General features: G+C 59.0%; 20 protein-coding genes and 1 tRNA gene. 11 read left to right on the plus strand and 10 right to left on the minus strand.

The features are described 5' to 3' along the window. The first annotated feature begins 33 nt into the window (after positions 1-33). Together ACNA0I_RS10385 and lexA are read left to right on the plus strand one after the other, a co-directional pair. Positions 34-1,236: an amino acid aminotransferase gene (locus tag ACNA0I_RS10385; protein ID WP_415805923.1), complete on the plus strand. Its 1,203-nt coding sequence runs from the start codon at positions 34-36 to the stop codon at positions 1,234-1,236. 299 nt (positions 1,237-1,535) lie between these two features. Further along, on the plus strand, positions 1,536-2,237 hold the full coding sequence (lexA, locus tag ACNA0I_RS10390; RefSeq protein ID WP_415805924.1) for a transcriptional repressor LexA: 702 nt from the start codon (positions 1,536-1,538) through the stop codon (positions 2,235-2,237). 114 nt (positions 2,238-2,351) lie between these two features. Here lexA and lon read toward each other — a convergent pair whose 3' ends face one another. The 7 genes from lon to ACNA0I_RS10425 form a co-directional block, all read right to left on the minus strand. Continuing rightward, the gene (gene lon / locus ACNA0I_RS10395) at positions 2,352-4,811 is read right to left on the minus strand and encodes an endopeptidase La (RefSeq protein ID WP_415805925.1); all 2,460 of its coding nucleotides are present in this window, start codon (positions 4,809-4,811) and stop codon (positions 2,352-2,354) included. A 199-nt stretch (positions 4,812-5,010) separates the two neighbouring features. Then, positions 5,011-6,309: an ATP-dependent Clp protease ATP-binding subunit ClpX gene (clpX, locus tag ACNA0I_RS10400; RefSeq protein ID WP_415805926.1), complete on the minus strand. Its 1,299-nt coding sequence runs from the start codon at positions 6,307-6,309 to the stop codon at positions 5,011-5,013. 103 nt (positions 6,310-6,412) lie between these two features. Continuing rightward, positions 6,413-7,066, minus strand: a complete 654-nt coding sequence (clpP, locus tag ACNA0I_RS10405) for an ATP-dependent Clp endopeptidase proteolytic subunit ClpP (protein ID WP_415805927.1) — start codon at positions 7,064-7,066, stop codon at positions 6,413-6,415. 2 nt (positions 7,067-7,068) lie between these two features. Continuing rightward, a complete protein-coding gene (gene tig, locus ACNA0I_RS10410; protein ID WP_415805928.1) occupies positions 7,069-8,379 on the minus strand; it encodes a trigger factor in 1,311 nt (436 codons plus the stop codon). Positions 8,380-8,606: 227 nt separating this feature from the next. Beyond that, entirely contained in the window at positions 8,607-8,813 is a 207-nt protein-coding gene (locus ACNA0I_RS10415) for a cold-shock protein (RefSeq protein ID WP_094821944.1), read from the minus strand. A 291-nt stretch (positions 8,814-9,104) separates the two neighbouring features. After that, the gene (locus ACNA0I_RS10420; RefSeq protein WP_012249703.1) at positions 9,105-9,308 is read right to left on the minus strand and encodes a cold-shock protein; all 204 of its coding nucleotides are present in this window, start codon (positions 9,306-9,308) and stop codon (positions 9,105-9,107) included. A gap of 268 nt (positions 9,309-9,576) precedes the next feature. Continuing rightward, positions 9,577-9,894, minus strand: a complete 318-nt coding sequence (locus ACNA0I_RS10425) for a hypothetical protein (protein ID WP_415805929.1) — start codon at positions 9,892-9,894, stop codon at positions 9,577-9,579. Positions 9,895-10,109: 215 nt separating this feature from the next. Between ACNA0I_RS10425 and ACNA0I_RS10430 the strand changes: the two genes are divergently transcribed. Then, a complete protein-coding gene (locus tag ACNA0I_RS10430) occupies positions 10,110-10,427 on the plus strand; it encodes a DUF2513 domain-containing protein (protein WP_415805930.1) in 318 nt (105 codons plus the stop codon). Positions 10,428-10,491: 64 nt separating this feature from the next. On the opposite strand, the gene ACNA0I_RS10435 is transcribed toward ACNA0I_RS10430, so the two are convergent. Beyond that, positions 10,492-10,800 (minus strand): hypothetical protein, encoded by a 309-nt coding sequence (locus tag ACNA0I_RS10435; protein ID WP_415805931.1) that lies wholly within the window; start codon positions 10,798-10,800, stop codon positions 10,492-10,494. Between the two features lie 175 nt (positions 10,801-10,975). On the opposite strand from ACNA0I_RS10435, the gene ACNA0I_RS10440 reads away from it, so the two are divergent. Next, positions 10,976-11,557 carry a TetR/AcrR family transcriptional regulator gene (locus ACNA0I_RS10440; RefSeq protein WP_415805932.1) on the plus strand — a complete coding sequence of 194 codons (582 nt, stop codon included), beginning with the start codon at positions 10,976-10,978 and terminating at the stop codon, positions 11,555-11,557. A gap of 28 nt (positions 11,558-11,585) precedes the next feature. Then, positions 11,586-12,464: an NAD(P)-dependent oxidoreductase gene (locus tag ACNA0I_RS10445; protein ID WP_415805933.1), complete on the plus strand. Its 879-nt coding sequence runs from the start codon at positions 11,586-11,588 to the stop codon at positions 12,462-12,464. 32 nt (positions 12,465-12,496) lie between these two features. Here the strand turns inward: ACNA0I_RS10445 and ACNA0I_RS10450 are convergent, their stop codons facing one another. Further along, entirely contained in the window at positions 12,497-13,033 is a 537-nt protein-coding gene (locus ACNA0I_RS10450) for a PaaI family thioesterase (protein WP_415805934.1), read from the minus strand. Between the two features lie 172 nt (positions 13,034-13,205). Here ACNA0I_RS10450 and ACNA0I_RS10455 point away from each other — a divergent pair, with 172 nt between their 5' ends. Next, positions 13,206-13,757, plus strand: coding sequence for a TIGR00645 family protein (locus ACNA0I_RS10455; protein ID WP_415805935.1), 552 nt, complete (start codon positions 13,206-13,208; stop codon positions 13,755-13,757). Between the two features lie 231 nt (positions 13,758-13,988). On the opposite strand, the gene ACNA0I_RS10460 is transcribed toward ACNA0I_RS10455, so the two are convergent. Then, a tRNA-Leu gene (locus ACNA0I_RS10460) sits at positions 13,989-14,075 on the minus strand. Positions 14,076-14,119: 44 nt separating this feature from the next. Between ACNA0I_RS10460 and dapC the strand changes: the two genes are divergently transcribed. From dapC to ACNA0I_RS10485, 5 genes are read left to right on the plus strand one after another with little or no spacing between them, the layout of a single operon-like run. Further along, positions 14,120-15,316, plus strand: a complete 1,197-nt coding sequence (gene dapC, locus ACNA0I_RS10465) for a succinyldiaminopimelate transaminase (RefSeq protein WP_415805936.1) — start codon at positions 14,120-14,122, stop codon at positions 15,314-15,316. Between the two features lie 28 nt (positions 15,317-15,344). Then, positions 15,345-16,166 (plus strand): 2,3,4,5-tetrahydropyridine-2,6-dicarboxylate N-succinyltransferase, encoded by an 822-nt coding sequence (gene dapD / locus ACNA0I_RS10470; RefSeq protein ID WP_415805937.1) that lies wholly within the window; start codon positions 15,345-15,347, stop codon positions 16,164-16,166. Beyond that, positions 16,166-17,305, plus strand: coding sequence for a succinyl-diaminopimelate desuccinylase (gene dapE / locus ACNA0I_RS10475; protein WP_415805938.1), 1,140 nt, complete (start codon positions 16,166-16,168; stop codon positions 17,303-17,305). Before dapD ends, dapE begins: the two co-directional genes overlap by 1 nt. A 6-nt stretch (positions 17,306-17,311) precedes the next feature. Further along, positions 17,312-18,202, plus strand: coding sequence for a 50S ribosomal protein L3 N(5)-glutamine methyltransferase (gene prmB, locus ACNA0I_RS10480; protein ID WP_415805939.1), 891 nt, complete (start codon positions 17,312-17,314; stop codon positions 18,200-18,202). Then, the gene (locus tag ACNA0I_RS10485; RefSeq protein ID WP_415805940.1) at positions 18,199-20,154 is read left to right on the plus strand and encodes an ABC-F family ATP-binding cassette domain-containing protein; all 1,956 of its coding nucleotides are present in this window, start codon (positions 18,199-18,201) and stop codon (positions 20,152-20,154) included. Before prmB ends, ACNA0I_RS10485 begins: the two co-directional genes overlap by 4 nt. Positions 20,155-20,198 lie beyond the last annotated feature (44 nt).

A 20,198-nucleotide genomic window follows, 5' to 3' on the forward strand; every position in this document is an offset into this window, starting at 1 on the left:
CCTTCCGCGTCTATCTACCCTTAGCGAATTCTCATGAGCTCTCTTTTCGATTCCGTCGAACTTGCGCCGCGCGACCCCATCCTGGGTCTGAACGAACAATACAACGCTGATACCCGCCCTGGTAAAGTCAATCTGGGCGTGGGCGTGTACTACGATGACGACGGTCGCATTCCCCTGCTGGCTGCTGTGCGCAAGGCCGAAATTGCGCGTATCGAAGCCGCCGCGGCACGCGGCTATCTGCCCATCGAGGGCATTGCCGGCTACAACAAGGGCGCTCAAACGCTGTTGCTGGGTGCTGATTCCACGCTGGCCGCCGAAGGCCGCGTGCTGACCACCCAGGCTCTGGGCGGCACCGGCGCACTGAAAATCGGCGCAGATTTCCTGCGCCAATTGCTGCCCCAGTCCAAAGTGCTGATCAGCAATCCCAGCTGGGAAAACCACCGCGCCCTGTTCGAGCGTGCAGGTTTCCCGGTCGACACCTATACCTATTACGACGCCGCAACGCACGGCCTGGATTTTCAGGGCATGCTGGCTTCGCTGCAGGCCGCTCCTGAACAAACCATCGTCGTGTTGCACGCCTGCTGCCACAACCCGACTGGCGTTGATCCGACGGCTGAGCAGTGGCAACAGATCGCCCAGGTGGTCAAGTCGCGCAACCTGGTGCCGTTCCTGGACATCGCTTACCAAGGCTTTGGCGCCGGTCTGCAAGAGGACGCTGCCGTCGTGCGTCTGTTTGCCGATCTGGGCCTGACGATGCTGATCAGCTCGTCGTTCTCGAAATCGTTCTCGCTGTATGGCGAGCGCGTGGGCGCCCTGACCGTGGTCGCAGGCAATCAGGACGAAGCCAAACGCGTGCTGAGCCAGCTCAAGCGCGTGATCCGCACCAACTACTCCAACCCGCCCACGCACGGTGGCACGGTGGTGTCGTCGGTGTTGAATACGCCCGAGCTGTACACGCTGTGGGAACAGGAACTTGCCGGCATGCGTGACCGTATCCGCCTGATGCGCGAACAACTGGTCGATAAAATCAAGGCTGCGGGCGCCTCGCAAGACTTCAGCTTCGTACGCGAACAGCGCGGCATGTTCTCGTATTCTGGCCTGACCTCGGCACAAGTCGACACCCTGCGTGAAGAACACGGCATCTATGCTGTATCCAGCGGCCGCATCTGCGTTGCTGCGCTCAACAGCCACAATATCGATACAGTCGCCAAGGCAATCGCGGCGGTGATCAAGTAAATCGCAGACGCATCGACGCCTGACTGAAGGACCCGGACGCAAGAACGGGTCCTTTTTCTTTTAGCCTGCGCATCTCAGCATCCCTCCCCCCTTCCGAGGGACCCGCCTTCGTCTACAGGAGGCGGACATTCTGCTTACTTTCTGCGCGGCCTGCCTACCAAATGCCTGCCATCTGCGGCGAGCATTTGGCGATGTGCATCTTTCCTGCGGTCCTATTCGCCCCCACCTGACTTGCTTTTTTATACAGGCTCGTCCAAAATCCAGCTGTATATTCATACAGTCCGAAGCGGATCATTGCCATGGCTACCAAACTTACCGAACGCCAACAGGAAATCCTGAACCACATCCGGCAAACGGTGGCACGCACCGGCTTTCCTCCTACTCGTGCCGAAATCGCCCGAGCATTGGGTTTTCGTTCTCCCAATGCCGCTGAGGACCACCTCAAGGCCCTCGCACGCAAGGGGGCCATCGAATTGACGGCAGGCGCATCGCGCGGCATTCGACTGATAGAGTCCGTTGATCCCGCTAGTTCTTCTCATTCCCATGCCACATCGGCTGCCGGCGTCTCAGCACCACCAAGCCTCGCAGGATTTGCCGCAGAAGCCATGAGCCGGTTATTACTGCCGCTGGTAGGTCGTGTAGCAGCAGGCAGCCCCATTCTGGCCGCCGAGCATGTCGAGCGCGAGGTTGGGGTGGATCCGGGGCTGTTTGCCCAGACGCCCGATTACCTGTTGAAAGTACGCGGCATGAGCATGCGCGACGCCGGCATCCTCGAAGGCGATCTGCTCGCCGTCAAACGAGCCAGCGAGGCGCGCAATGGTCAGATCGTCGTTGCCCGCCTGGGCGACGACGTTACGGTAAAACGGCTGCAGCACCGCCAGGGACACATCGAACTCCTGCCCGAAAATCCAGACTTCTCGCCGATCGTGGTGGATGGGACACTAGATTTTGCACTTGAAGGCATTGCCGTCGGCCTGATCCGCACGCAGGCACTGCATTAATTAACCGCTCTACTTGCCGCTAGCAGCAAAAGGCCCCCGGACTCATACGTGACTTGTAATGAGTCCGGGGGCCTTTGTGCCATACCATTTGGCATGGCACGAACTGCTTAAGGCTTAGTGCTTGAACACGGGATCACTTGGCGCAGCGTTTTCCGCTGCTTTGGCGACCAAGGGTTCCTTGACGACTTCTTCGTCGGACAGTGGCTCGGGCTGGCGTTCGAGCGCGAGCTCGAGCACCTTGTCGATCCAACGCACCGGCACGATCTCGAGGTGGTTTTTGACGTTGTCCGGAATATCGGCCAAGTCTTTGACGTTTTCCTCGGGGATCAACACCGTCTTGATACCACCACGGTGAGCCGCCAGCAGTTTTTCCTTCAGGCCGCCGATCGGCAAGACCTCGCCACGCAGGGTGATCTCACCCGTCATGGCGACATCAGCACGCACCGGGATGCGCGACAGGGCCGAGACCATGGCAGTGGTGATGGCGATACCGGCCGATGGGCCGTCCTTGGGCGTAGCACCCTCAGGGACGTGAACGTGCATGTCGTGCTTTTCGAACACGCTGTCGGCAAAACCCAGACGACGTGCACGCGAGCGCACGACGGTACGGGCGGCCTCTACCGACTCTTTCATCACGTCACCAAGCGAACCGGTACGTTGAATCACGCCCTTGCCCGGCATATCGGCGACTTCGATCGTGAGCAAATCGCCGCCGACTTCGGTCCAGGCCAGACCGGTGACCTGACCAATCTGGTTTTCCTTTTCTGCCATGCCAAAGGTATAACGACGCACGCCCAGGTATTTGCTGAGGTTCTCGGCGTCGACCTTGACGGGCTCGAGTGCTTGCGACGCAGCCTTGCCCTCGGTCTTGGCCTTGTCGGCCTGAGCCAATGACTCTTTCACGACCTTGCGGCAGATCTTGCCGACTTCGCGTTCGAGTGCGCGGACACCGGCCTCGCGAGTGTAGTAACGCACGATATCGCGCAGGGCCGAATCGTCGACCACCAACTCGGATTCCTTGACGCCGTTGTTCTTCATCAGCTTGGGCAGCAGATGGTCACGAGCGATATGGATTTTTTCGTCTTCGGTGTAGCCCGACAGACGAATGACTTCCATACGATCCAACAAGGCGGGCGGGATGTTCAGCGTGTTGCTGGTTGCCACGAACATGACGTCGGACAGATCAAAGTCGACTTCGATGTAGTGATCCTGGAACGTGTGGTTCTGCTCGGGATCGAGCACCTCGAGCAATGCCGAGGCGGGATCACCGCGGAAATCCATACCGAGTTTGTCGATCTCGTCCAGCAGGAATAGCGGGTTACGCACACCGACCTTGCTCATGTTCTGCACGATCTTGCCGGGCATGGAGCCAATGTAGGTGCGGCGATGGCCACGGATCTCGGCCTCGTCGCGTACGCCGCCCAAAGCCATGCGGACGAACTTGCGATTCGTCGCACGCGCGATGGATTGTCCCAGCGAGGTTTTACCGACGCCAGGAGGGCCTACCAGGCAGAGAATCGGGGCCTTGACCTTGTCTACACGCTGTTGCACGGCAAGGTATTCGACGATGCGCTCTTTGACCTTTTCCAGGCCATAGTGATCGTCATCGAGCACGTTTTCCGCGTTGCTGATGGAGTTGTTGATCTTGCTCTTTTTCTTCCAGGGAAGATTGATGAGCGTATCGATGTAGTTGCGCACCACGGTGGCTTCGGCCGACATGGGCGACATGAGCTTGAGCTTTTTGAGCTCGGCGTCGGCTTTCTTGCGCGCATCTTTGGGCATATGCGCAGCAATGATTTTCTTTTCGAGCTCTTCGATGTCGGCGCCTTCTTCGCCCTCGCCCAACTCTTTCTGAATGGCTTTGACTTGCTCGTTCAGATAGTAGTCGCGCTGGCTCTTTTCCATCTGCTTTTTGACGCGGCCACGGATACGCTTTTCGACCTGGAGAATGTCGATTTCCGTTTCCAGCTGCGTCAGCAAGCCCTCGAGGCGCTCGGAAGTACCGAGGATTTCCAGCATTGTCTGCTTTTGCTCGAGCTTGAGCGGCAGATGCGCGGCGATGGTGTCGGCCAAACGGCCGGCATCGTCGATCCCGGCCAGCGAGGTCAGAATCTCGGGCGGGATCTTTTTGTTGAGTTTGACGTACTGCTCGAACTGGGCCACGATCGCGCGACGCAGCGCCTCAGTCTCTGAGCTTTGCGCAGGATCGAGCTCGACGGGAGTCACCTGGCACACGAAATGCGTTTCGGCGTCGTCGATCGTATCGATACGTGCGCGTTGCGTGCCCTCAACCAGCACCTTGACGGTGCCGTCAGGCAATTTGAGCATTTGCAGAATGCTGGCCACGCAGCCGATTTCGTAGACGTCTTCGGGCGTAGGATCGTCTTTGCCGGCGGATTTTTGCGCCACCAGCATGATGCTTTTGCCCGATTCCATGGCGACTTCGAGCGCCTTGATCGAACGGGGACGGCCCACAAATAGCGGAATAACCATGTGCGGGAACACCACCACGTCGCGCAGAGGCAGCAGCGGCAGGTCGATGGGTTCGGATGGCAGGGTCTGACTGGCAGACATATAGGATTCCTTGATTTGACTCGGCGTAATGTAGATCGGATCCCAAGCAGAGCTGGTTATCCGAATCCGTTACGTCTGATATGGGAACAATAGCCGAAAATTCAAGCCGTCGTCGTCCGCATAACCCCCTAAATGCAAAAAAACCCGTTACAAAACGGGTTTTTTTGCTGGATTTTGCTTTGCTTGACGAAGCAACGAATCAAGCAGCTGCGCCTCGCACCTGGGGTTGAGCCGGTTTGTCGGAGGTCACCGTCTCGTCGGCGTAGATCAGCAAGGGTTTGCCGTCGCCATCGATGACATTTTCGTCAAGCACCACGCGACTGACGTTGCCCTGAGAAGGCAAGTCATACATGGTATCGAGCAAGGCACCTTCGATAATGGAACGCAGGCCGCGAGCGCCCGTTTTGCGCTTGAGCGCCTTGCGGGCAATGGCCTTGAGTGCACCGGGGCGTATGTCGAGCTCTGCGCCTTCCATGGCGAAGAGTTTTTGGAACTGCTTGATCAGCGAGTTCTTGGGCTCGGTCAGGATTTGAACGAGCGCAGCCTCGTCGAGCTCGTCCAGGGTCGCCACGACGGGCAGACGGCCCACCAACTCGGGAATCAGACCAAATTTGATCAGATCCTCGGGCTCGACTTCGCTGAACAACTCGCCTACGCCCCGCTCGGACTTTGCCTTGACGGAGGCGGAGAAACCGATGCCGGACTTTTCGGTACGGTCGCGGATGACTTTTTCCAGGCCGTCGAACGCACCACCCACGATGAACAGAATGTTGGTGGTATCAACCTGGACGAAATCCTGGTTGGGGTGTTTGCGGCCACCCTGCGGCGGCACGGACGCGACGGTGCCTTCGATGAGCTTGAGCAATGCCTGCTGTACGCCCTCACCCGAGACATCGCGGGTGATGGAGGGGTTGTCGGACTTGCGCGAGATCTTGTCGATTTCGTCGATATAGATGATGGCGCGCTGAGCCTTGTCGACCTCGTAGTTGCAGTTTTGCAGCAGCTTTTGGATGATGTTTTCAACGTCTTCACCCACATAACCGGCTTCGGTCAGGGTGGTGGCGTCGGCCATCACAAACGGGACATTCAGCATGCGGGCCAAGGTCTGGGCCAGGAGCGTCTTGCCCGAGCCGGTCGGCCCGATGAGCATGATGTTGCTCTTGGAGAGCTCGACCTCGTCGCCTTTGATTTCGCCGTGGCGAATGCGTTTGTAGTGGTTGTACACCGACACGGCCAGCATGCGCTTGGGCAGCGTCTGGCCGATGACGTATTGGTCCAGAAAGGTCTTGATTTCGGTCGGCGTAGGCAGCTCAGACCGTATAGCGGCACGCGCTGAAGCTTGCGCTTCTTCGCGGATGATGTCATTGCAGAGGTCAATACACTCATCGCAAATGAACACCGATGGCCCTGCAATCAGCTTGCGGACTTCGTGCTGGCTCTTGTTGCAGAACGAGCAGTGCAGCACTTTTGCGTCGGCCGGTCCCTTTTTATCAGGCATATGTGTTTCGTATCTCTGGTGAAAATGCGCCGCCGATCAAGGCCGGCGCATTCAACGCTTACTTGGACGTCACGGCACTGCTTAGGCCCGGTGTTTCGCGAGCCTAGCCCTCGGAACGGGATGCGAGAACCTTGTCCACCAAACCATACGATACCGCATCTTCGGCCGACATGAAGTTGTCGCGCTCTGTGTCTACGGCAATACGGTCGACGGGTTGGCCGGTGTTGTCGGCCAAAATGCGGTTCAGACGCTCACGCAGGTCGAGAATTTCCCGGGCCTGGATCTGGATATCAGAGGCCTGACCCTGCGCACCGCCGGAGGGCTGGTGAATCATGATACGCGAATTGGGCAAAGTGAAACGCTTGCCCTTTTTGCCCGCTGCCAGCAGGAATGCACCCATGCTGGCGGCCAGGCCTGTGCACAACGTCGAAACATCGGGCTTGATGAACTGCATGGTATCGAAGATGGCCATCCCGGCATACACCGACCCGCCGGGCGAGTTGATGTACAACGAGATGTCCTTATCGGGGTTTTCCGACTCCAGGAACAGCAGCTGCGCCACGATCAGGTTGGCCGTATTGTCATTGACGGGGCCAACCAGAAAGATCAAACGCTCGCGCAGCAGGCGCGAATAGATGTCATAGGCGCGCTCACCGCGCCCGGACTGCTCGATGACCATGGGAATGTAACCCAGGCCGGTCGGCGTGACCGAAGCCCCGCCATGCATTGCCGCATAGAAATCGGTAAACCGCTGCATGCTTACGCCATCCCCATCAACTGATCGAAAGGTACCTGCTCTTCCGTGACCTTGGCTTTTTCGAGCACGTGTTGCACGACGTTGTCTTCGAGCACGATGGCTTCGATTTCAGCGCGGCGCTGGCGGTCGGTCAGGTAGTAGCTGACAACCTGAGCAGGCTGTTCATAGTTTTGCGCGAACTCTTCGATGCGAGCACGGACTTGTTCGGGCTTGGCTTGCAATTGGGCTTGTTTGACCAGTTCGGAAACCAGCAGGCCCAGGCGCACGCGACGCTCGGATTCAGTCGTGAAGGCTTCGGCCGGGATCGGCACGGACTCGGCGTTGGGGATGCCGCGCTGCTTGAGCTCTTCGCGGGCAGCCTGGACACGGCTCTCTACGTCGCTGTCGACCAGGGCTTTGGGCACGTCGAATTTGCCGGCCTCGACCAGGGCGTCCATGACGCTGGCTTTGGTACGGCCTTGCGAACGGGCTTTGACTTCGCGCTCGATGTTGGTGCGGATGTCGGCCTTGAGTTTCTCGACGTCGCCTTCAGCTTGGCCGAGGGCCTTGGCGAACTCGCCATCGACCTCAGGCAGGACGCCTTCGGCGACTTCTTTGACGGTGATGGTGAACTCAGCCGTTTTGCCGGCGACTTCTTTGCCTTGGTAGTCTTCGGGGAAGCTCAGCGGGAACACCTTGGTTTCGCCGGCTTTCAGGCCTTTGGCAGCCGCCTCGAACTCGGGCAGCATGCGGCCTTGGCCCAACACGAAGGGGAAGTCTTCGGCTTTGCCGCCCTCGAAGGGAACGCCGTCGATGGTGCCGGCGAAATCGAGTGTGACACGGTCGCCGTCTGCGGCGGCGCGGCCTTCGCGGGCCTCGTAGGTGGCGCGTTGCTTGCGCAGCACGTCGAGGGTTTGCTGGACTTCGGCGTCAGAAACGGCGGTGTCGTAACGGGTAACGGCAAGCGCAGACAGATCAGGCACGGCGACTTCGGGATACACCTCGAAGGTGGCCGTGAAGGCCAGCGTGTCATCGGCAATGCCTTCGGTCTTGGGCTCGAGCGTGGGCGCGCCGGCCACACGGAGCTTGGCGCCGTCGACGGCTTGTTCGAAAGCGCGGCCGACCTGGCCATTGATCACGTCGTAGCGGATGCCGGGGCCATGGCTGCGCTCGAGCATAGCCAGAGGAGCCTTGCCAGGACGGAACCCGGGCACTTTGGCCGTACGGGCTACGCGCTTCAATTGCGCCTGGACTTCCTTTTCGACGTCGGCCACGGAAACCGACAGATCTACGCGGCGTTCCAGACCAGAGAGGGTTTCAACCACAGGCTGCATCAAAATTATCCGAGAAATAAGTGAAGTGTGAACAAACGGGTTAACAGGTGATTTTACCGGAAAGTTCAAGACCTCTGCCAAAGGAGAGGTTTTGCCTCGGGAAAGCCCTGACCCGGACTCGTTTTAGATAAGGAAAACCGGGGATTTTACGGGCCTAAGCAAAACGCTCCTGGCAGCGGCCGCCGCCAGGAGCGCAAACAGGCTGCAAAGCGCCTGGTCCGGCCAGATCAGGCCGTCACTTTGATGTTCTTAGCGCTGGGACCCTTGGGGCCCTGGCCCACTTCGAACGTCACGCGTTGATTTTCCTGCAGAGATTTGTAACCGTCGCTGCGAATTTCCGAGTAGTGGGCGAAAAGATCTTTACTGCCATCATCGGGCGTAATGAAACCATAGCCCTTTTCCGAGTTGAACCACTTGACGATACCTGTTGCCATGACTGTGTCCTTCACCTTCTAGTAGCGATTGCTCGCGGGAGCGCCAGATGATCAAGGAGGGGCAACTAACTGGGTACCATGACGGCGACAGGAATAACGACCGCGTCGCTTGAAAATCTCGCTTGCTCAGTGTATGTGGGGTCTTGCAGAACGTCAAACTTTGCAAATTGACACAACAAAACCGACAAATCGTTGCCGAAATGCTACCTCCAAAGAGGGCATGACCGTTACAAACCGAGCGTAGATAACAAAAAAGCCCCCGCAGGGGCTTCTTTTTTCATCAAGATCTGATTACAGAACTTGAATCTTCGTTGCTTGCGGGCCCTTGGGACCATTAGCCGTCACGAAGCTGACGCGCTGGTTTTCTTCCAGGGACTTGAAGCCATTGGCTTGGATTTCCGAGAAGTGCGCGAACAGATCTTTGCCACCCGCTTCCGGGGTGATGAAGCCGTAGCCTTTTTCCGAGTTGAACCACTTAACAACGCCGGTTTCCATACTGTATTTCCTAAATGTTGTGGGCAAAATGCCCGGGAGTCACGAATCAATCAAGAAGGGGACAGTAGAACAATAACGCCGGCCGGAAAGGCACTGCACTGATCGAAAATCACAACGCTTGAGATCGTGTGCCGTCACTATCGTTAGGTTCCCCTGACAAGTCAACATAATCCTCAAAAATACGTACCAATAATGCAACAAAGCGCAACTGCAAGGTCGTATTTTCGGAACTATTTGCGCAAGAACGGGTCGTGCGCTGATTTTGGAATCAGTCGACCGGAAGTCCCAACAAATCCAGCGCGGCGTTATAGGCGTCTTCGTCTGCGCACAGGAAGACGGCCACGTCGCCAGGATTGAGATTGTCGAGCACTTGGTCGATTTGATCTTGCGCCGAATCGATGTCGTCGACGACAGTCACGTGAATTTCCGCGCCTGCATCAACTTTTTCGTGAGGCACGATATCGGCAATGGCCTCCAGGTCGGACACCCCCGTGACGACGTAAGTGCTGATGCGCTCGCCGTCTATGGTGGTCTCCAGCGCAACGCCGCCTGAAATTTCGGCGGTCTGTGTGCTGATGATGTCCATGTGCGTGCCCCTCCTTCATGCTTTGGTACGCAAGGGACGCGACTATACCAGCCTAGAGCGAACTATGTAGTCATAATCGATAGTTATATGGGGTTCGGATTTACCCTAATTTATCGCCGAATCTGTTTTTCCGTGGGTGCCCTCGCCCCATACTTGGCTTTGTTGTCGCCCAAAGGGTTGGACAGCGCATTCAATAACGAAAAGGACCTGAGACTATGCAACGTGATTTCGATCTGGTTGTCACCATTCTGGGCGAACTGCGTGACGCGGATACGGCGGCGCTATCGCAAGAGGACATCGAGGCGGCTGTGCAAGGAAGCATGCCGGATGCGCCCCCGGCCCCATTGATCGCGCACCATCTGGATATCTTGTCGGATGCGGGATTGATCACGCTGGTCCCTGCCACCGATGACCGTGATGCAGAGACCTACTGGCGACTGACCTGGAAGGGTCACGATGCGCTGGAGCAAGAAGAAGACGATGAAGACGAGGACGACTATGACGATGAGGATGAGGACGACGACGAAAATTGACGCTGTCGGACACTGATCAAGTCACATTCCGCACGAATGTACTGTGGATGCATGCATGACTGGATCACCCCTGGGAATCCGACCCGTTCACAGAGGCCCGTCGCTCGCGCAGTACGCGACGGGTCAACAAAGCGGCGGCCGTGCCGATGACCAACGAAAACATGGAGGAGGCAATAGCCAGCAGCGCTGTCATGCCTCCTGCCCCGGCGTCGGCTGCCAAATAGGCCACGACCGCCGTTACAACCAGGGACTGGGCGGCCACGCCCGCCAGACTATGCGTGACCCGGGCTGACCGTCCCATCAACGCGCCGCCAGCCAACGCCAACAGCACCACAATCGCCATTCCCCAGAAAATGGATTCGTAAGACTGCACGATAGTGACTCGCCTTGTGAATGATAGGTGGCGGCCAGAATAGCATGGGCGTTGCAAACGGCGGCGATTTGGACTAATTTAGAAAACGATCATTTTCTAAATCACCGATATGACTGCAATCCGGCAAGCATCAAACACCTCGGCTCGTTCGCGAGGCCGACCCCGCGAATTCGACATGGACCAGGCGTTGGATCGGGCCGTACGCGTGTTCAGCAAACGCGGTTATCACGGCGCTTCGATCAGCGACCTGACGACAGAGACAGGCTTGACGCAAGGCAGTCTCTACAAAGCATTCAAGGACAAGCAATCGCTATTTCTGGCGGCGTTTGAGCACTATCGTGCGGCACGCGCCCGCAAGCTGCAGGATTTCGTGGGCGAGACGGGAAATGGCTTGGCGAGACTGCGCGGGATATTGGAGTTCTATGTCGCATCTTCGCAGGGTGCCGCTGGCCGCCAAGGCTGCCTGGTCGTCGCCAGTGCGACGGAGCTGTCCGCATTTGAGCGCGATGTCGCCCGGCATATCTCGGACGCGCTGAGTCGCAATGAGAGCCTGTTGATTGGCGTGATTGAACAAGGGCAAGCCGATGGTTCGATTGCCGCGCACGTCGATAGCGCTGCGGCGGCGCGCATGCTGTTGTGTCTCACACAAGGTATGCGCGTTATCGGCAAGACTGGACGCTCGCGTCAGGACATGCAGGCCGTTGTCGACGTGGCGCTGAAAGCGCTGGAGCCCGATGGGCTGACGAAGCATCGATAAATCCCTAATTTCCACAAGGAGCATCATCATGAAAATCGCCTTTCTCGGCCTGGGCACCATGGGTCTGCCCATGGCAAGCAATCTGCTCAAGGCCGGCTATACGGTCCACGCGTGGAATCGATCCCCTGCCCCGCTAGCAACGCTGGCCGAACGTGGAGCCAGTGCAGCAGCGAGCGCGCGCGAGGCAGCCGCGGATGCAGATATCCTGATCTCCATATTGGCTGACGATGAGGCGGTACGTGCGACGATTCTCGATGGGCAAGTCCTCGCCACTCTCAAAACGGGAGCATTGCATATCAACATGGCAACCATTTCAGTCGAGTTGGCCAGCAACCTGGCACAGGAGCATCAGGACAAGGGAGTGCAGTATGTCGCCGCCCCCGTGCTCGGCCGGGTGAATGTAGCCGAAGCAGGTCAACTCAATATTCTGGCAGCCGGCGACGCGCAGGCACTGGCGACGGCGCAACCGTTATTCGACGTATTAGGCCAAAAAACCTGGAAATGCGGCGCTCGCCCCGAACAGGCCAATGCCGTCAAGCTGGCTGTGAATTTCATGATCGCCAGCGCCATTGGCACGATGGGCGAAGCCGTCGCGCTGGTGCAAGGCCATGATGTAGCCAAGACGGAGTTTCTGGACTTGATCACCTCCACCGTATTCGCAGCGCCTGTTTACCAAGGTTATGGGGGGGCCATCGCTCAGGATCGATACGAACCAGCAGGCTTCAAATTGTCGCTCGGTTTGAAGGACGTGCGCCTGACCCTGGCGGCGGGAGAACGTGCAAACGTCCCCTTGCCTATCGCCAGTGCACTGCGTGACACACATATCGAGAGCCTGGCGCATGGAGAGGGACATCTGGATTGGGCTGCGCTGTCGCGCACGGCCGCTCGGCGCGCAGGCCAGCTATGACTCAAACAGTCTCATGACGCGGCATCAGGACGCTAGGCCGCCCCGGGCTGATCAAAAATCAAACACGTAGTCGTGGCATGGGCGTACAGCTTGCCATCGGGGCCGACTAGCCGGCCCTCGGCTGTCGCCACCTGACGCCCGGCGTGGATGACTTTGCCTTCCGCTCGCACCAGAGGCACTCGGTCGCTCAAGGCCCGCACCATGTTGACCTTGAGCTCCAAGGTCGTGTAACCCTTGCCGGCGGGCAAGGTCGAATGCACGGCACAGCCGACCGCCGAATCCAGCAATGTGGCAAACCAGCCGCCGTGCACGCTGCCCAGCGGGTTGTAATGTTTGCGCTGGGGCCGCCCCTGGAATACAGCAACACCCGGCTCGATATGGACCGGCACGAAATCCAGCGTCGCACCGATGGGCGCAGGGGGCAATTCCCCGGCAAAAATCGCCTGCAACAGTTCCATCCCGGTCTTGCCGGCGATGCTCGCGGACGGTCGGCTGTCCGCGGACATCAGACGCGCGCGCACGGCTTGTTCTTCGGATTCCCATTGGGCGATTTGTTGTTCAATGTCCATCGGCACTCCTCGTCATCAGCATCGTTAGATATGCGAGAGCTTAATCGACCTGGGCGCCCACCCGATGGCGCCTGGTCCCCAAGTAGCATTTCGCACACGACGATCACACTATCGACGCCCGCGCTTGGTAGAATCGCTCCCTGCCTGTTTTCTTACAGATTCCTGAAACACCATGAATTCGTCTGATCGTACGTCCCGCCGCCTGGCTCCTCTGGCGGCATTGATTTTCAGCTCGCGCTGGCTGCAACTCCCGCTCTATCTGGGTTTGATTATTGCCCAGGGCGTCTATGTGATGCTCTTTCTCAAGGAGCTCTGGCATCTGGTCTCACACGCCACAAGCTTTGGCGAAATGGAGATCATGCTGATTGTGCTGGGTCTCATCGACGTGGTGATGATCTCCAACCTTCTGGTCATGGTCATCGTCGGCGGCTATGAGACCTTTGTGTCCAGGCTGCGCCTGGAAGGCCACCCAGACAGCCCGGAGTGGTTGAGCCACGTCAATGCCAGCGTGCTGAAGGTCAAGCTGGCCATGGCCATCATCGGGATTTCGTCAATTCATCTGCTGCGCACCTTTATCGAGGCAGGCAATATTGGCTCGCCCAACTCACGTTTCACCGAGACCGGGGTCATGTGGCAGACGATCATTCATGTGACGTTTATTCTGTCGGCAGTCGGGATTGCCTATGTCGACAAATTGCTGGCGGCGCCGGTCAAGGAGCATTGAGCCGGCACTGCACGTCTGGGCTGCAAAAGACCCGCCAGGGCTGTGGAAAAAACACAGCCCTGGCGGGTTTCTCTTTTTGGCAGCTGGCAGGTGCTAGTAGGCGGTCGCGATGAAAAAACGGCGCGCGGCCGATCATCAAGCGCACCAAAAGAAAATCCCCCAAAGACATCGGAATGCCAGGGGGGATCGTCAGAAAGTCAGCACAAGGCCAACCGAGTCGTACATAATTCGTGGTGCGAAGGGGGGGACTCGAACCCCCACACCTGTTACGGCGTCAGGACCTAAACCTGGTGCGTCTACCAATTTCGCCACCTTCGCGGTACCAAGCCCGCTATTGTAGCTTGCTTGTTAAAATCTTGCTTATGAATCCCCGATTACATTCCCTGCACCCCTATCCCTTTGAAAAATTGCGGGCTTTGCTGGCCGAGGCCGGCACCCCGCCAGAGGGACTGACGCCGATCAATCTGTCTATCGGCGAGCCCAAGCACGCAGCCCCCGCGCGCGTGGGCGAAGCCCTATGCGGCGCGCTGCAGGGTCTGTCGGTCTATCCGGCGACCAAGGGCGATGCCGCGTTGCGCCAGGCGATCGCGCAATGGCTGGCACAGCGCTACAGCATTCCTGCGCCGGACGCCGACCGGGAGGTCTTGCCGGTGCTGGGATCGCGGGAAGCCTTGTTTGCCTTTACGCAAACCGTCGTGGACCCGAACGCAGACGCGCTGGTGGTCTGCCCGAATCCGTTTTATCAAATCTATGAAGGCGCGGCGCTGCTGGCTGGCGCGACGCCGTATTACGTCAATGCCGACCCGGCGCGCGATTTCGGCTGCGACTGGGGCAGCGTGCCGGAGGATGTGTGGAAACGGACGCAATTGGTTTTTGTGTGTTCCCCCGGCAACCCGGCCGGCAACGTCATGTCGCTGGACGAATGGCGGGTGCTGTTCGAGCTGTCTGATCGTCATGGTTTCGTGATTGCCTCGGATGAGTGCTATTCCGAGATCTATTTCGACGAAGGCAACCCGCCGCTGGGCGGCCTGCAGGCGGCGCGCCGCCTGGGGCGCGATGACTATGCCAATCTGGTGGCGTTTTCCAGCCTGTCCAAACGTTCGAACGTGCCGGGCATGCGCTCGGGCTTTGTCGCGGGCGATGCCAAACTGATCGGGCAGTTTTTGCTGTATCGCACGTATCATGGCAGCGCGATGAGCCCGGTGATCGCCGCGGCCAGCGTCGCAGCCTGGACCGACGAGACCCACGTTGCCGATAATCGCAGGCAATATCGGGCGAAATTCGAAGCCGTCGTGCCCATTCTGCAGCGCGTGCTGGACGTGCGCATGCCGCAGGCGTCTTTTTATCTATGGGTGCCCACGCCAGCGTCGGACACCAGCTTTGCGCGCGACCTCTACGGCCGTACTGGTGTTACCGTACTGCCCGGCAGTTTCCTCGGCCGCGAGGCGCACGGAATCAATCCGGGTGCGGGCCGAATCCGCATCGCGCTGGTGGCTCCTTTGGCGCAATGCGTCGAGGCGGCCGAACGCATCGCGCATTTTGTCAAAACCTCTGTTTGATCAACCTTTTCTACGTAAATAAAGCGTCATGACTCTCGACCTGCAAACCACTATCGAACAAGCCTGGGAAGCCCGGGCCAACCTGTCACCCTCCGACGCAAGCGCCGAAGTGCGTGATGCGGTCGAGCACACCATCGCCGCCCTGGATCAGGGCCGCCTGCGCGTGGCCGACAAATCGACCGGTGAATGGATTGTGCATCAGTGGATCAAAAAGGCCGTGCTGCTGTCGTTCCGTCTGCACGACAACGCCGTCATGGGCCAAGCTCCGTTGACGTTCTACGACAAAGTGCCGACGAAATTCGCGGACTTCGGCAATGCGGCCTTCCAGGCCGGCGGCTATCGCGTGGTGCCGCCGGCAGTGGCCCGCCGTGGCGCCTTTATCGGCAAGAACGTGGTGCTGATGCCGTCGTACGTGAACATCGGCGCCTATGTTGACGAAGGCACGATGGTCGATACGTGGGCCACGGTCGGTTCGTGCGCGCAGATCGGCAAGAACGTGCACTTGTCGGGCGGCGTCGGCATCGGCGGCGTGCTGGAACCTCTGCAAGCCAATCCCACCATCATCGAAGACAACTGCTTTATCGGCGCTCGTTCCGAAGTCGTCGAAGGTGTCGTGGTCGAAGAAAACTCGGTGCTGGCCATGGGCGTGTTCCTGTCGCAAAGCACCAAGATCTACGATCGCGCCACGGGCAAAGTCACCTATGGCCGCGTGCCCTCGGGCTCGGTGGTCGTGCCGGGCTCGTTGCCCTCGGAAGACGGCTCGCACAGCCTGGCTTGCGCCGTCATCGTCAAGCGTGTCGATGCGCAAACGCGCGCCAAGACCAGCATCAACGATTTGCTGAGAGCTTAATGAGTCAATCCGCCGTACTGGATCTGGTCAAAGACCTGATCGCCCGCCCCTCGGTCACGCCTGTCGACGAGGATTGCCAAAGCCTGTTGGCCGAGCGTCTATCGCGCATCGGCTTTCATTGCGAAACCATCGCGCAAGGCGGTGTGACGAATCTCTGGGCCCGTCGTGGCACCGAAGGACCGCTCACCGTCTTTGCCGGGCACACGGATGTCGTGCCGCCCGGCCCGCGTGAAAAATGGAATAGCGATCCCTTTGTGCCGACCGAGCGTGACGGGTTTCTGTACGGCCGCGGTGCGGCCGACATGAAAAGCTCGATCGCTGCCTTTGTGGTGGCGGTCGAGGAGTTCGTGGCGGCCCACCCGCAGCATTCTGGCTCGATTGCTTTCCTGATCACCTCTGACGAAGAAGGCCCCGCCATCGATGGTACGGTAATCGTCTGCAATGCCTTGAAAGCGCGAGGCGAGCAGCTCGATTACTGCATTGTGGGCGAACCGACGTCGACGTCAGAGATCGGCGATGTCTGCAAGAACGGACGCCGTGGATCACTGTCGGGCAAGTTGACCGTAAAGGGCATTCAAGGACACGTGGCCTACCCGCATCTGGCCCGCAATCCGGTGCACCAACTCGCGCCCGCGCTGGCCGAGATCGTGAATATCGAATGGGACCGGGGCAATGAGTATTTCCCGCCCACGACATTCCAAGTGTCGAATCTGAATGCGGGTACGGGCGCGACGAATGTGGTGCCTGGCGAAGCAGTCGCCCTATTTAATTTCCGTTTTTCCACGGCCAGCACGCCGGATTCCTTGAAGGCGCGTGTGCATGAGGTACTGGATCGCCACGGATTGGAATACGACCTGCAATGGGAATTGGGCGGTGAGCCGTTCCTGACCCCGCGTGGCTCGTTGACCGATGCCCTGTCTGCGGCCATCGAATCCGAGACAGGCCGCAAGACTGAGCTGTCCACCACGGGCGGAACCTCGGATGGACGCTTCATCGCCAAGATCTGTCCTCAGGTCATCGAGTTTGGTCCCTGCAATGCCACGATCCACAAGGTCAACGAGTGCATCGCACTCGATAGCCTGGATCCCCTGAAGAATATTTACCGGCGCACGTTGGAAAACCTGCTGCTGGCTCACTGAGGCGCTATGTCGTCATCTGATCGCCAAGAATTGCAGACCCTGCGTGACTTGATTCGCTATGGCGTGTCGCGCTTTAACGCGGCTCGGATTGCGCTGGGCCATGGTTCCGACAATGCCTGGGACGAAGCCGTCTATCTGGTGTTGCACGGACTGCATCTGCCGCCCGACACGCTGGATCCATTTCTGGATGCGCGCGTCACGGCCAATGAGCGTACCCGCGTACTGGACTTGATTGATCGCCGCGTGACCGAACGATTGCCCGCCGCATACCTGACGCACGAAGCCTGGTTGCGCGGTCATCGTTTTTATGTCGATCAACGCGTCATCGTGCCGCGATCGCCAATAGCGGAATTGCTGGATCAAGGTCTGTCTCCCTGGGTGCGCGATCCGTTCGAGGTCACGCGCGCGCTGGATATGTGTACGGGTTCCGGGTGTCTGGCGATTCTGACTGCCCTGGCCTTTCCGAACGCAGAGGTGGATGCCGTCGATGTGTCGACCGATGCGTTGGAGGTGGCTCGCCGGAATGTAGATGAGTACGGCTTGCAGGATCGTCTGGCATTGCATCACAGCAATCTATTTGATGCGTTGCCGGCAGCGGCCTATGACGTCATCGTGTGCAATCCGCCTTATGTGAATAGCCAATCAATGGACGAACTGCCGGACGAGTATCGGCATGAGCCGTCGCTCGCGCTGGCAGGCGGCACGGATGGCATGGATCTGGTGCGGCGCATTTTGCGAGCCGCCCCGCAATACCTGTCGCCCGAGGGCGTGCTGGTATTGGAAATCGGTCATGAGCGCGATCATTTCGAGGCCGCGTTCCCCGAACTTGAACCCATTTGGCTGGACACCGAAGAAGCGTCGGACCAGATCTTGCTACTGACCCGCGAACAGTTGTGATACGAGCATCAGGATTGACGCTGCGCCGCGGTACCAAGGTACTGCTCGATGGCGCGGAATTTGTAGTGAACCCTGGCGAACGGGTAGGTTTTGTCGGCAAGAACGGCGCAGGCAAATCCTCACTGTTTGCCTTGCTGACGGGCTCCCTGGACCAGGATGCCGGCACGCTGGATGTCCCTGCAGGATGGCGCATCGCCAGCGTGCAGCAGGAAATCGCCGCCGACGAACGCCCTGCCCGCGAATTCGTGATTGACGGCGACACGCATCTGCGGGCGCTGCAAGCCGAACGCGCAGCGGTGCATGATGATCACGGCACACGCATCGCCGAACTCGAGGCAGCGCTGGCCGAAGCCGGCGTGTGGAGTGCGAACTCGCGCGCGGAGCAACTGCTGGCAGGTCTGGGGTTCGCACCGGATGAATGGATGAAGCCCGTCGCGAGTTTCTCGGGCGGCTGGCGTATGCGTTTGGCCCTGGCCCGGGCACTGATGGCGCCGTCCGAATTGCTGCTGCTGGACGAGCCGACCAACCACTTGGATCTGGACGCCATGTTGTGGCTGGAAAAATGGCTGGCGGCGTATCCGGGCACGGTGCTGTTGATTTCGCACGATACCGAGTTCCTGGATGCGGTGGCGCGGATCATTTTGCATTTTGACCACGGCAAGCTGGTGCGCTATCGCGGCGGCTATCAAGATTTCCTGACGCAACGCGCCGAGCGGTTACGCCTGGTCAGCATTGCGCATGAACGTCAGTCTCGCGAGGCCGCGCGGCTGCAGAGTTTTATTGATCGCTTCAAGGCCAAAGCATCCAAGGCTAAACAAGCGCAAAGCCGGGTCAAGGCGCTGGCGCGTATGGAAACGCTGGCGCCGCTGCACGCCGAGGCCGGCATCGATATACGTATTCCCTCGCCTGAACACACCCCGGATCCGCTATTGGTGTTGGAAAAGGTGGCAGCGGGCTATACCGGCGCGGATGGACAGCACGTTTCCATTTTGAAAGACGTCACGCTGATGGTGCGTGCAGGCGCCCGTGTCGGCGTACTGGGTGCTAACGGCGCCGGCAAGAGTACGCTGATCAAGACCTTGGCCGAGGAAATCCCGGTACAAGCCGGAGAACGCCGCGCCTCCAAAGGTCTGGCGATCGGCTATTTTCACCAGCATCAATTGGATATGCTGGACCTGGATGGCACGCCGCTGGAGCATCTGGCACGTCTCGCGCCAGACGCGCGCGAGCAGGAACTGCGCAATTACCTGGGCGGTTTCGGTTTTTCCGGCGACACCGTCAATGGCAAGGTCGGCCCCATGTCGGGCGGCGAAAAAGCGCGTCTGGCGCTCTCGTTGATCGTATGGCAAAAGCCCAATCTGCTGCTGCTGGACGAACCCAGCAACCACTTGGATGTGGAAACACGCGAAGCGCTGGCCGCAGCGTTGGCCGAGTTTTCGGGCAGCATGCTATTGGTCTCGCACGATCGCCATTTGTTGCGCACGACCGTAGATAGTTTCTGGATTGTTGCCGATGGACAGGTGCGCGAGTTCGACGGCGATCTAGAGGATTACCGGGATTGGTTGAACGCGCGCCAAGCTGAATCTCGCGCGGAAGCGCGGGCAGAAGCACGCGGGGAAGCTGCATCAAGCGGCGCAGACAATGCGACCGTAGACCGCAAGACCCAACGCCGCCTGGAAGCCGAGCAACGCCAGAAGTTGGCCGCGTTACGCAAACCCTTGCAGGGCAAGCTGACGAAAGTGGAAAGCGAGATGGACAAACTGCGGGCACGGTTGCAGGTGCTGGATGCGCTGATTGCAGATGCAGACCTGTATTCCGACGCGCGCCGTACCGAGCGCCAACAGGTGATGGCCGAGCATGGCGAGTTGGGCAAACGGATGGACAATCTCGAAGAGCAATGGCTGGAGATCCAGACGGAGCTCGAAGAGATTGAGCAGGGAACGAGCGAATAGGCAGCCTCAACGTGTCCGAGGCTGCATCGAATGGGGGCCTCACC

This window comes from Bordetella muralis (assembly GCF_965139205.1).
Lineage (GTDB): Bacteria > Pseudomonadota > Gammaproteobacteria > Burkholderiales > Burkholderiaceae_B > Bordetella_A > Bordetella_A muralis.